This is a genomic window from Algoriphagus sp. (assembly GCF_039969895.1).
Lineage (GTDB): Bacteria > Bacteroidota > Bacteroidia > Cytophagales > Cyclobacteriaceae > Algoriphagus.
Map to the genome: position 1 here is coordinate 625,663 of NZ_JBDVMZ010000012.1, position 13,463 is coordinate 639,125.

General features: G+C 40.6%; 10 protein-coding genes. 9 read left to right on the forward strand and 1 reads right to left on the reverse strand.

Annotated features, from left to right (window positions below; translation table 11 throughout):
• The first annotated feature begins 413 nt into the window (after nt 1-413).
• The 9 genes from aspS (at nt 414) to ABJH64_RS08970 (ending at nt 11,948) form a co-directional block, all read left to right on the forward strand.
• The gene (gene aspS, locus ABJH64_RS08930) at nt 414-2,174 is read left to right on the forward strand and encodes an aspartate--tRNA ligase (RefSeq protein ID WP_348274869.1); all 1,761 of its coding nucleotides are present in this window, start codon (nt 414-416) and stop codon (nt 2,172-2,174) included.
• Nucleotides 2,175-2,952: 778 nt separating this feature from the next.
• Nucleotides 2,953-3,741, forward strand: a complete 789-nt coding sequence (locus tag ABJH64_RS08935) for a hypothetical protein (RefSeq protein ID WP_348274870.1) — start codon at nt 2,953-2,955, stop codon at nt 3,739-3,741.
• Between the two features lie 511 nt (nt 3,742-4,252).
• Entirely contained in the window at nt 4,253-5,311 is a 1,059-nt protein-coding gene (locus tag ABJH64_RS08940) for a hypothetical protein (RefSeq protein WP_348274871.1), read from the forward strand.
• Nucleotides 5,308-6,018: an outer membrane beta-barrel protein gene (locus ABJH64_RS08945; protein WP_348274872.1), complete on the forward strand. Its 711-nt coding sequence runs from the start codon at nt 5,308-5,310 to the stop codon at nt 6,016-6,018. Before ABJH64_RS08940 ends, ABJH64_RS08945 begins: the two co-directional genes overlap by 4 nt.
• A 336-nt stretch (nt 6,019-6,354) precedes the next feature.
• Nucleotides 6,355-7,377 (forward strand): hypothetical protein, encoded by a 1,023-nt coding sequence (locus tag ABJH64_RS08950; protein WP_348274873.1) that lies wholly within the window; start codon nt 6,355-6,357, stop codon nt 7,375-7,377.
• A 186-nt stretch (nt 7,378-7,563) separates the two neighbouring features.
• Nucleotides 7,564-8,568, forward strand: coding sequence for a BamA/TamA family outer membrane protein (locus ABJH64_RS08955; RefSeq protein WP_348274874.1), 1,005 nt, complete (start codon nt 7,564-7,566; stop codon nt 8,566-8,568).
• Nucleotides 8,569-8,631: 63 nt separating this feature from the next.
• A complete protein-coding gene (locus tag ABJH64_RS08960; protein WP_348299057.1) occupies nt 8,632-8,793 on the forward strand; it encodes a hypothetical protein in 162 nt (53 codons plus the stop codon).
• A 341-nt stretch (nt 8,794-9,134) separates the two neighbouring features.
• On the forward strand, nt 9,135-10,361 hold the full coding sequence (locus ABJH64_RS08965) for a carbohydrate porin (RefSeq protein WP_348274876.1): 1,227 nt from the start codon (nt 9,135-9,137) through the stop codon (nt 10,359-10,361).
• A gap of 222 nt (nt 10,362-10,583) precedes the next feature.
• On the forward strand, nt 10,584-11,948 hold the full coding sequence (locus tag ABJH64_RS08970) for an arylsulfatase (protein ID WP_348274877.1): 1,365 nt from the start codon (nt 10,584-10,586) through the stop codon (nt 11,946-11,948).
• 204 nt (nt 11,949-12,152) lie between these two features.
• On the opposite strand, the gene ABJH64_RS08975 is transcribed toward ABJH64_RS08970, so the two are convergent.
• On the reverse strand, nt 12,153-12,809 hold the full coding sequence (locus ABJH64_RS08975) for a hypothetical protein (protein WP_348274878.1): 657 nt from the start codon (nt 12,807-12,809) through the stop codon (nt 12,153-12,155).
• Nucleotides 12,810-13,463 lie beyond the last annotated feature (654 nt).

The window sequence follows — 13,463 nt, forward strand, 5'->3', positions numbered from 1 at the left end:
GGTGAAATTTAATTCAATCAAGCAAAAAAGGGTTTTTAATCCAAGTTTTGGGGTGTAAACCTTTTGCGCGCAAGCTTCCAACTATCATACCAACGATGAACGCTCAAGGATTATTTTCTATTAAAAATGGGTTAGAGGAGATATATCAGTCATTATCAGCCTTCAAATTATCTTGATTTTTCTTGGCCAACATGGGATGTCGAGGTACAGAAAACTAGAATGCTTTTCTACCAAAACCTATCTAGCTACAGCAATCCCAGAATTTAGTTTTGAATTAACTTTTTTTGAAGAATAGACTACTTTTACGTGAAAATCGCAAGGAAATCAACGAAATAAATGCTAATCCTGCAATGATTCCTGTGTTCTCACGGGCATTTCTTTATCTTTGAGCAGTCAATAAAAACATTAAAAACATGCTGAGAACGCATACTTGTGGCGAACTACGCCTGGATCACGTAAATCAAGAAGTTACGCTTGCTGGCTGGGTTCAGCGGGTGAGAAATAAAGGAGGGTTAATCTGGGTGGATCTTCGGGATCGATACGGTTTGACTCAATTGATTTTTGAGGAGGATTCCAGTGAAAAAGCGTTGTTGGAAAAAGCGGCAGAATTGGGTCGTGAGTTCGTGGTGCAGACTACAGGCAAAGTAATCGAGCGGACATCTAAGAACGATAAAATTCCTACAGGTGCAATCGAGATCAAAGTGACGGCCATTGAGGTGTTGAATGCTGCTAAAGTTCCTCCATTTATCATCGAAGATGAGACAGATGGTGGTGAAGAGCTTCGGATGAAATACAGGTATTTGGATCTTCGTAGAAACGTAATTCGGGAGAAACTTCAGCTTCGTCACAGGATGATGCAAGAGACTCGAAAATATATGGATACTCAGAACTTTATCGAGGTGGAAACTCCCGTTTTGATCAAGTCCACTCCTGAAGGAGCACGTGATTTTGTAGTGCCTAGCCGTACTAATCCAGGTGAATTTTACGCATTGCCACAGTCACCTCAGACGTTCAAGCAATTACTGATGGTTTCTGGCTTTGACAGATATTTTCAAATTGTAAAGTGTTTCCGCGACGAAGATCTCAGAGCAGATCGTCAGCCTGAGTTTACTCAGATTGATTGCGAGATGTCTTTCGTAACACAGGAAGATATTCTAAATACCTTCGAAGGATTGACTAAGCATTTGTTTAGCAAAGTGAAGGGAGTTGAGCTGGAAGAAGTCAAGCGTATGACTTATGCAGATGCCATGAAATATTATGGTAACGATAAGCCTGACCTTCGTTTTGATATGAAATTTGTCGAGCTAAATGAACTTGCCCAAGGCAAAGGCTTTAGCATTTTTGACCAAGCTGAATTGGTAGTGGGTATCTGTGCCAAAGGTGCAGCTGAATACACCCGTAAGCAGATAGACGCACTGACTGAGTGGGTGAAGCGCCCTCAGATCGGGGCAAAAGGTATGGTTTATGCCAAATACAATGCTGATGGAACCATCAAATCTTCTGTGGATAAATTCTATTCTGCAGATGATTTGCAGGATTGGGCAGATGCATTCGGAGCAACTCAGGGTGATTTGATGTTGATCCTGAGTGGAGATGCAGATAAAGTGCGCAAGCAACTTTCTGAACTTCGTCTAAAAATGGGCGAAGAACTTGGACTTCGTGATCGTTCAGTTTTCAAACCTCTTTGGGTGATGGACTTTCCGTTGCTGGAGTGGGATGAGGATACTGCCAGATTCCATGCGATGCACCACCCATTCACTTCTCCGAAGAAGGAGGACATGGCCTTGCTGGATACCGATCCAGGGGCTGTACGGGCAAATGCTTACGATCTGGTGATCAACGGTGTAGAAATCGGAGGAGGATCTATTCGTATTCATGATAGAGCTACGCAGCAATTGATGTTCAAGCATCTAGGTTTCTCAGAAGAAGAGGCTCAAAAGCAATTCGGATTTCTGATGGAAGCCTTCGAATACGGAGCGCCACCACACGGTGGAATTGCCTTTGGATTTGATAGATTGTGCGCGATTTTCGGTGGATCTGATTCCATTCGTGATTACATCGCCTTCCCTAAAAATAACTCCGGACGTGATGTGATGATCGATTCTCCAAGCAGCATTGCGGACGAGCAATTGACTGAATTATCGATAAAATTGGCTGTAGTAGCTAAATCATAATAAAAACTTTTCGGTCTGTGGGGACACAGACCAAGGGGCTAAAGAGTATGGGCGAATGATGATTCGCCTGAATACGAATAAACTTATACAAGAGGCTGTTTCAGAGATGAGACAGCTTTTTTTGTTGACGTCAAATGATTAGTATTTGGGATAAGTGTAACCCATAGAAAACGAACCCTTCCCATGACCCAATGACCCCGAAGGCGGTCGAACTTTATTTTAACCTCTTTGCCTTCCTCTCGTTTTGGCGAACCGTTATCTTTTCTAGTGATATCACTTCGGCCAAAACCTGGAATCTATTATCTTATTTTTACCCCGAGCTGAAGCTTCGAGCTACAAAAACACCTCACCTACGGTGCTTAAAATCCAAGGATTGAGTTATGCACTCTCGGTAGTGTGCTTGAGTCCTAAATTATATCCTTGACGAAACGTAGTTGGTATCTAGGCAGTTAAACTCTCAAGGATTTGCAATTATCATTGCATCCTTCAACCCTTTCAGGTTTGTTGACTTCAAACACTTTTTCAACTTTCCCAGAGTTGTCCCCAAACTTACTCCTGGGCGTAGCTATTGAAAGGTACTATCCCTTCAGAAACTTGAAATAGGTTTTTAATCTTAAATTATGATCCTGAACTGCATGCATGCCATGGATTAGCTAGTCATGGCTAAAGGAATTAGGTAGTAACGAAATATTATTTTCGTTACCTTTAGTTATGCCTCAGATTAGAATAGCTAGATTAATTGTAAAACTTTGATAATTACTTGAAAACTATAAAAGCAATGAAAAAAATATTCACGTTCCTTTTCGCTCTGGTAATAGCCTTTGGAGCTTTTGCTCAGGATGATTCTGCGGGTGCAGCCCAAGCCAACAACCCTCTGGCAAATATGACGGCACTTAATTTTCAGAATTATTTTACGCCGAAGCTGACTAATGCCTCGGATGCTTCCTATATGAATACTACTTGGATTAGATATGCCACCCCATTTGCGGATGGCAAATTACTCCTAAGGGTCTCTGCGCCACTATCTACCATAGGAACACCAGATCCGGTGACCGATGTGGTGAATACCACCAATGGACTAGGAGATATCAATGCCTTCCTTTCTTACAATTTCGTGTCAAAGCCAACGACTACTATGGGTATAGGGCCATTGATTTCAATGCCTACGGCTAGCAAAGAAGTGCTTGGATCTGGTAAGTGGCAGGGAGGTCTTGCCTTCGTGGCATTTATCGCAAAATCCCCAGTGTTTCAATATGGAGCTTTAGTGACCTGGCAGACTTCCTTTGCGGGTGATTCTGATCGAAATGGCACCAATAATTCTGCAATACAGCCATTTTATTTCTTTCAACTAGGAAAAGGAACTTATCTAAGAGGCGCGCCGATATGGTATTATGATTTTGAGAATGACTCCTTCAATATGCCAATGGGCTTAGGACTTGGTCAAGTAGTAAAAGTAGGTTCTACGGTCATGAATTTGTTCATGGAGCCTCAGTACACCATGTTGTCCAAAGGAACGCAACCACAATTCCAGCTATTTGCAGGTATCAATTTGCAGTTTACTAAGTAACTGCAATTTCCCCATTCTTAAATTTGCTTTTCCAAACCTCCGCCTACTGGTTGGAGGTTTTTTTACTGACGAGGTTTGGTAACTATTGACATCTTTGGGCACTATTATTTTTATGGTATCGGGGATTGGATAGTTGGGGCTCATCCATTGATTTTTAGCGTTTACCAATGTTTATTTGACTGAGAAGAAATTATGATGGTGTGATAACTCTTAGCAGTACTTACTATTTTATCTGATTATCCGCAATCTTGCCATTACCCAAAATTCCTGTGCTCATCCGGACAGAAGTCCGAAGGCCAGTGCCCGAACCGAAGGCGGGAGTAACCGAAGTGGCCTCAATTCTTAGCTTTACCAAATCTTACTATGATTTGAGTCTCTACTGGTAATAATGGGGATATACAAGAGAATTTTTCTTCAATTTGGAATTTTATCTCTTAAATTTTAGTCAAGCTTTTAGTTTGTCTTACTTTTATTGAAATAATCGTTTCAAATACGATACAATAATTACGATATGAAGAAATTTTATTTGCCACAGTTTTTGATCATAGCATTGTTTGGCTGCGCAATTTCTATTTTCTCAGCTTCCAAAAGCTATGCTCAGGGCGCTCAAAAAATCTTTAACCCACTTTACGAGGAATATTTTGATAGCCTAAAGAATATGGATTATCCCTATATCTTTCCAATCCTGGGTGCAGGAGCAGCAAAAAAAGGCTATGACCTGCCTTATGCCTGGGGTGCTAGTGCGATATATTTTACACAGCAGCAGCAAATTTTGATAGAAAGCACTTCGGTTGGATTTGGAGGTTCTGATCTTGTTGATATCAGTCAGTTTATCAATTTTGGCCCTACGATAGCGACTACTAACGCCTATTCATTTAGACCAGATATTTGGGTTTTACCATTTTTAAATATTTATGGAATCTTGGGAGGGGGAACTACCAGCACGAAGGTGACGCTTTTGGATCCTATCTCATTTCAAACTGAGCAGAAATTTTCTGTGAGTAGTTTTGGCCTTGGAGCCACGCTGACAGGAGCCTTTGGGCCTGTATGGGTTGCATGGGACAATAATTACAATTTTGCGGACGTGGAAGTGGTAGTAGAGCCTGTACCAGCATTTAATAGTAGTTTAAGAATAGGTCATACAATTCCATCAATCAGCAATCCTGAGCGAAATCTTTCGGTTTGGGCTGGTACATTTTACCAAGTGATCCAAAATGATACCCAAGGAAGTATTCCAATTTCAAATTTGGTTCCTGGTCTTGGAGACGGGATAGCAATAGATAGACTAAATGAATGGGCTGATGGCCTTCCTCCGGCTCAGCGGGTAGTTGCTAAGCAGATTATTGATAAAATAGAGGACGCTGCAGCAGGAATTGACCCTGGTGAGGCCCTGGTAGAATATAAATTGGATAAAAGAGTTGCTGATCCTTTCAACTTAATACTCGGAGCCCAGTATCAATTTAATAAAAGCTGGATGCTTAGATCCGAGCTAGGGGTATTTGGGAAGAGGAGCCAGTTTCTGCTCAACTTAAATTGGAGATTTCCAGGCTTTAAAAAATCAACTTCATGAAATACAAAGCACTTTTAGTTCTCCTTTTCTTTGGGATACAAACCTCCTTGCAGGCACAAGTTCTCATGAGTTTGATCTTTGGTGACAAACTGAACAATGAGGATAATTTATTTGGGTTGCATATGGATTATAGTTGGAATACGATGTCACTCATCCAGGCCCAAGATCGAATGAAGTCTTTTAATCTTGGGCTTTTTTATACGCATAAGTTCGATGAGAACTGGCATTTAAGTATAGAAATGTTAGCTAAATACCAGCGTGGTGCGGCAGGCATTCCTGTTTATGATTTGGAAGATCCTAGTCTCAACACATATTATGCAGAAGGGGACGTAGTCCGAAAGATAAATTACCTGAGTATTCCTTCTACAATGAGGTATGCCTATAAAGGAGCTTATTTTGTGGAACTGGGGCCACAGATTTCTTTTCGAACCAAGGCAAAGGATATTTTTGAAGCAGCTATACCTCAGGGGAATTTAGAACTAGATGTAGATATCCATGATCAGGTTCAGCGTTTTGATGTGGGCTTTGTCAGCGGGATCGGATTATATATAGACAAGGATCGCCTAAATTCTGTGGGGGTACGCTATCACGGAGGCTTCTCTGATGTGATGAAGGATCAGGCTGGAAAGCAGAATCACAGTCAGATAGCTGTTTACGCAAATCTCCCGATAGGTAGAGGGAAAATGGATAAAGAAGTAGAAAAATAGGTCTGGATCTATGTTAGTTGATTTAGTCTGCTAGCGATTAGAATTTAATTTTGTCTGTACCTATTGAGCTTGAACGGCCTATGAGACTTAGGCTGATTTTCTAAACTAAAGAAACACATGTTTGGAGGATACCAGAACTGTTTGAGCTAAAAATTCTCAAAGTGCAGACTATTATAAGTTGTTTAAGATGTTGCTATATTTCATACAAGTGAAATTTGAATACACTATTAATTTCTTGGTTATCAATCCATTGTTTGGTAGAGGAACAGGAATATCTCAAGAAAATTCAAGAAATTAAGATCTATGAAGTATTTGATCAATGTAAAACTTAAGGTCATGAAAAGCATAATCACCACATTTTGTGTACTTGCAATTATTTGCACAAATCAGCTTAGTGCTCAGAGCTCTATGCATGCTAATGATCAGGCAAAACGAGATAGTCTAAAACAAACTCCATATAGCTACTCGCTACCTTTTTTTGGGGATAAAATTCAAAGTATGGGGTATGAGCAACCTCTTCCCTATGGTTTGATGATAAATTATGTTCATCAGGTAACCAGGTTGGAAATTACTAGATTATCTGTAGGATTAGGCCCATTTGAGCCGGTTGATATGGGGTTTGTAAAGTTCGATCCAGTCACCAATACTGCCAACGTATTTAATTTCAGAGCCGATGCATGGGTCTTTCCTTTTTTAAACATCTACGGAATATATGCTCATTCAGAAGGATCAGCCAATATTGACATTACTTTTCCTGTAAATCTTAATATTCAGACTTCTCCTACCGTAGATACCTATGGAGGAGGCATAGTACTCGCCTACGGCCGAAACAGCTACTTTGGGGCCTTTAACTTAAATCTATCTTCTTCCAATACATCTGCTTTGGATGAACCTGTATTTGGTAGGGTTACATCTCTTAGAGTAGGTAAAACCCTAAATCTAAAAAAGCCTGAACATAAAATCAGTCTTAGTGTAGGAGTGCAAAATCAGTATGTAGAACGCGTATCTGCAGGGGAACTAACTTTCAACGATATATTTGAGTCATTAGATGAAGAGAAACTTCAGCAGATGAAGGATGATATCTCCAGTGCAGCAAATAATTGGTACGATGATTTAAGCCTTGCGCAGAAGTTGGTAGTTGATGCTTTGGTCGAAGGCATGGAGGATTACCTGGATGGAGAAGGCGTTGGTAATACTCGTATTCAATATGAGTTTGAAAAAGAAGTGATTTCTCCTTGGTCATTGCAATTAGGAGTACAATTAATGTTCAACAAGAAATTTTGGTATAGAGTAGAGTATGGTCATGGGAAAGGACGTGATCAATTATTACTGTCAGTCAATTATAGATTTGGGATTTAAATGTTTTTAATGTTGCTGACAATTCTCCCAAGATTTACACTTCGAATTTGTTTGCTTTTTGGTGCTTTACTATTGACCAGTTACGTCCAAGCACAAAAGTCCGACACAAAATTAGGCAGGTATATTTATAGGAAGGATTCTATCAAACATGCAAAAATTGACAGAGGGGAGCCATATCTTAGCCTTATGCTCGGACCTGGCTATACGCCAGAAAATGGGTTTTTGATTGGAGGTGGGGCTTTATACACCTTTTCCACCAATAAATCAGATAGCGTATTACAGCGCTCCTCGATCCCACTAAAAGCATTTTATAGCACTAAAGGCAATTACGGACTCAGCTCTACGATAAAGACCTTTTGGCGTAGTGATTTATTTCGTGGAGTATTGGACTTAAATTTTGAGAATGCAAATGATAATTATTTTGGAGTAGGGATAGTGCAGAATCAAGAGATTCCCCAAAGTGATTCCACCTCGGCATATTTCAGGAAATCAAGAATGATAAATCCGGAGATTAAAGTGCAGTTCCTTCCGAATTCTTTTCTTGGAATTCATGCTTTGTTTAAGCATGATAGAATAGTTGATGTGAATCCGATTATGGCTGAAGACCCTTATTTTTTAGCTTATGGTAATGATATTTTTAGTAGCGGCATCGGAGGCAGCTTAAGCTTTGATACTAGAGATCTCACCGTGAATGCATGGAGAGGCGTTTTTTTAGATTTTAGAAGCATGCTTTTTCGAGGTGGTATGGGCAGCGATTATAACTACGAGACCTATGAACTTGACCTAAGAACGTATCAACGGATAGTTAGAAAGGGAAGTACCTTGGCTATTAGGTATTATCTACGTGCTGCAGTGGGAGATGTCCCTTATACAGATATGTCTTTTGTGGGTGGGGGAAAGGAATTAAGAGGTTATCTCCACGGTCAGTATAGGGACAAGGTAGCCACTTCCCTAACTTGTGAGTGGAGGCATAGCTTTCTGAAAGCTGACGGAGATTTGAGTAAAAGTGGTATGGCCTTATGGGTGGCTACAGGAAGTGTTGCTCCCACCGTCTCCGAGATTACTGAATGGTTACCTAATTTTGGTATAGGTTACCGCTATGCAGTACAACCAAGAATGAATGTGAGGATAGATTTTGGAATCGGGGAAAACAGCTCTGGTCTTTATTTTGGAATCAATGAAGTGTTTTGAAGTGAAAACCTCAATTCTTATTTCCAGAATACCGGGTTTACGCGACGTATAAAATACTAACTGATGCCCATCACCATGCGGTACGAAATGCCAAAGGGGATTTTTATAGAGCTTGGCCCCCAAGTATCTTTTCGGTTGAACGCATCCCACACAGTTGAAGCAGAATTGTCAGATGGAGAGGTAAGGCCTGGAGGTAGATATGCGGGATCAGGTACAGAAATTTGACGAAGGAAATGTAGCTGAGGTGGGTTAGTTTTTTGACAAGGAATCCCTGAATGCGTCTGGATTACGCCAAATTGGAGGTATTTCAGATGTGATGAAAAATGATCCCGGTAAGCAAGTCCATCAGCAGTTGAGGGTGTATTGAAACCTGCCAATTGGAAGAGGGAAGATGGATAAGTAAGGTTTGAAATTCTTTATTTCTTCTAAGAAAGTGCTTAGATTAGAGACAGAAGTCAACGTATATTCCTGGATATAGCAAGGGAGGAGGGTGACACTCTGGGAATAATTGGTTTGGTATTTTCCTCAACTTATTAAGGCTGCATTAGATTTAACTTTCCTTATTGATGAGAACTTATTTTTTACTTATAGTCTCTTTTTTTTTAATGCTGTTGGATGCTACAGCTCAGCAACAATCTGCGAGAAGTGAACTTACCGGTGATTGGGGTGGAGTAAGAGATAGTTTGGAAGCTAATGGCTTATTCATCTCCTCAAGGATCACATTATTTAATCAAAATTTTATCAAAGGAAAGGGAGCCAATAAAGGAGTCTTTAATGGAAAGGCTCAGCTGGGGCTGGATTATAATGGAGCGAAAATAGGATTGAGTAAGTGGACTTTAGTCACTAAAGCGGAGTATAATTTTGGAAGCGCACTGGATAGTACTGGTCAAACGCTCTTACCTAAAAATACCGCGATAGCAATTCCTGGATATACTTCAGGCAACCGCTTTGATATTTCCAGTTTATACTTGGTTTATAATTGGAAAGCAAGTGATATGCTACTGTTAGGAAAGGTCAATCTAATTGACTTGGCAGCAAGCATGAACTATACAGGTGGAGCAGGGTTGGATGCATTTTGGAACATCGGCTTCTCTGCTCCACTTACTGGTATTACTCCTGCATATATTTTTGGTGCAGTGGCATCGATACAGACTAAGAAAATAGCCTGGACTTTTATGGCATACGATCCTGAGGATGCTGTGAGGAAATCCGGACTCAATAGGCCATTCGATGAAGGAATAGTTTTATCTGTTTCCTCAGGCTTGAAGGCTAATATTGGGAACTCCGAAGGGAATCATGTGTTTCAATTGGCTTACAGTTCTCAGGATGGTGCCAATTTGTATAATTTGAGTAACCTGACTCCACCTATTCAAGTGCCGCTTTCTGATAAGAAGAACCGCTATTTCTTTGGCTATACCTTTGACCATTCACTAAAGCAACTAGATGAAGAAAATAGCTGGGGCGTATTCGGTGAGGTAGGGGTGTCCGATGGAAATCCAAATCCGCTGGATTTTAGTTTTGTAATTGGGTTAGGAGGAAGCAGTTTTATTAAAAATAGAGTTCAGGATACCTGGGGGCTGGCTTTTTATGATTATTCACTTAGTAAGATTATAGATGAGGAGGCAGCCAATCTTGGTCTGCCGCTAGGAAATGAACTAGGGCTGGAATTATTCTATCAATATTGGGCTACCAATTGGTTTTCCATAGGAGCAGATCTTCAGGTGATTAGTCCGGTGGTAAAAGCCAGCGAAACGGCGGTGTTTTTAGGGTTTAGATCTTCGATTAAACTCTAGCTAGCTGGACAACTGAGAGGAGGATTGCCAGGAGTGAGTTTAGTAATACCCTTTTGCCCTCAGATTTCAGACTTTAACCATTTCAGGCGATTCCTGTTTTACTGTAGATTACAAGCATGTATTATTTAGTACCTTTTGAGTGTGTTTAATCTTAATTTAATGATGATGAAAAATTGTTTTACACTAATTCTCCTTCTCCTAGCAAGCTTCGGCCAAGTAAGTATGGCGCAAGAAAAACCGAATGTGGTCTTGATTGTGATGGACAATCTAGGTTGGGGGGAAATAGGAGCTTATGGGGGTGGAATTCTCAGGGGGGCTGCCACGCCTAGATTGGATGAATTAGCTTCAGAAGGAGTGCAATTACTGAATTTCAATGTGGAGCCACAGTGTACCCCGAGCCGCTCTGCACTGATGACAGGGCGCCATCCCATCCGATCAGGAACTACCAAGGTGGTTTGGGGGCTTCCTTATGGCTTAGTTGGCTGGGAGAAGACTATTGCAGAATTGGCTGGAGATGCCGGGTATGCTACCGCAATGTACGGTAAATGGCATCTGGGAGATATGAAAGGCAGGTATCCCACTGATCAGGGATTTGATGACTGGTATGGCATAGCCAATACTACTGATGAATCAGAATATACCAGCCAGATGTTCTATGACCAGGCAGTGGTAAGCCCGCCGCAGATAGTGCGCGCCACGAAAAATGGAGATCCAGAAAATGTGAAAATCTATAATGTTGAAAACAGAAGATTGATAGACGAGGAACTTACAGATAGATCCATAGATTTTATCACCAAACAGGTGGAAGATAAGAAGCCTTTTTTTCTATACCTGCCTTATACACTTGCTCACCTTCCCACTTTGCCTAATCCCAAATTTGAGGGCAAATCAGGAAACGGAACCTGGGCAGATGTTCTGATGGAAATAGACTATAACACAGGAAGGATCTTGGATGCTATAGATGACCTGAATATCAGAGAGAATACCATTGTGATCTGGATGAGCGAAAATGGTCCCGAGGAAGCACCGAGTTGGTTTGGAACTGCTGGATACTGGAGAGGTCATTATTTCACTGCCTTGGAAGGTTCCTTGAGGACTCCTTGTCTAATTCGCTGGCCTGGAAAAATTCAGCCTGGCATTCAGACAAATGAGATTGTCCATATGACAGATATTCTGCCTACGCTCTCGGGTCCTATGGGATTTGATGTGCCAACTGATAGAATAATTGATGGGGTAAATCAACTTCCTTTGTTTACTGGGGAAACTACGCTCTCTGCCCGGGATGGGTTTCCTGTTTATAATGGTGATGATATGTTCGCTTACAAATGGCGTAATTTCAAAGTTCACTATTATGAGCACGAGAGTATGTTTGACAAGCCGAAAAAGCACAATTTCCCAAGAGTTCATAATCTGCTTCGTGATCCTAAGGAACTCTATGGCATCGACGGAGGACATGAAACAGGGGCCCAAAACCTGACTTGGGTTCTTCCGGCAGTTACTAAAGAAGTCATTAAATTCGGAGCAACCCTTCAAGAGGAGCCGCCAATTTTGCTGGGAACGCCTGAGCCCTATACTCCTAAAAGGTAACCTGTCCTCAGGAGCCAATCAGAGGTGTAAATCGTTGGGTCCAACTTTCTATCACTAAGAAATCGCAAAAGCCCAGAAATTTCTGGGCTTTTGCGATTGAGAGGAATGTAGATTTTTCTTTACCTAAAGATCGATTTTTGCTTTGCAAAACAGTCTGTCTTAAATGAATTTTCCGCAAAGGTGAGTGGAGGAGAAATCCCTCCCTTAAAACAAGGTTTTTATACCCATATAAAGCATAGGCCGTGTTTGTGCAAAGTCATACTGAGGTTCAAAGAATAGATTGATAGCTGCTTTGTCGGTTTTAATAATTTTACCCACACCTGCACCTATAGGCACCTCGTACACATCTTCTGTCAAGTCAAAAAGCATCCTAGGGTGCCCACGGAAATACCAACCCCTTTCAAAGTCTTTATAAATCCCCGGCTGAAATTCTATAGAAAATATATCATCGCCTCCTTGCACAGTGGCAAGACTGATAAATCTCCAATTATTCCCAAGTTGACTGACCGATACAAAGCTCACTCCACCAGCAAATCCTTTGGGATTGAAATAACTGACGATAGCTCCTAAGCCATATTGGTTTTTGCCATTTTTAGACTGGAACAATCGTGCAACCATGAAATTTGCTCCTTTAGAAGTGGTGGGCCCATTATAATCAAACTGCAACTCGGTGGTAACCCTGTAAAAATATTTCCCATAGGTCATATTCGCCAGAAATTGCAATCTGGAAAAGTCATCCCCATAAAACCGATTCCAAATCCCCACAGTTGGGCTCGGGTCTATGGGGTTATTAGGATCCTGGGCTTGAGAAAAAGTAATGATTCCCAAAAGGAAGAAAGCAAGGAAATGTAATTTTTTCATAGAATTGTGATGTTATAAGCTTATTAAAAAAACTGGTTTCAATAATTTAGTTCTTCATTGGATGCCAATTAAAATACCAAATCAAAACCAGCCAAGTTGAAGTGAATTTAAGTTTTTTTGACCGATTATTAATTTAATGAATCTGATTATCCGCAAGCATGCCAGTACACGATTCCTTTGCTCAACCAGATAGAAGTTCGAAGACTGGTGACCGAAGTGATGTCAATTCTTAAGTTTACCATATCCTATTATGCTTTTAGCTTTTACAGATAACAAAGCAGATAAACAGCTAAATAAATTATATAAAAGCTTTTCAGTTGTTCGGCTATAGAGACATTGAGGATTTGATAGACTGTAGTTCGTAGTATATTCCAATCAGACTTCATAGAGCAAACTCAGCTTTTGATCTACTGTTTTACTTTCTTCGAATGGCTATAGCGGATCGAGGGACTATGTAATCTTAGCTCATTCCGGAGTAACTTTAATCGCTTGATTTTATAGCTTTTGGCTGTTTTGTGACAGCTTTTCGACTCGGCATTTTACTATGATTATATTTCAAGTTTCAAAAAATAGTTGGAGATTCAAAGAGAAATAATTTGAAGACAATTCAATGGAAATTGTGAATTTTGACTTAAAAACTTTTTATTTTTATTC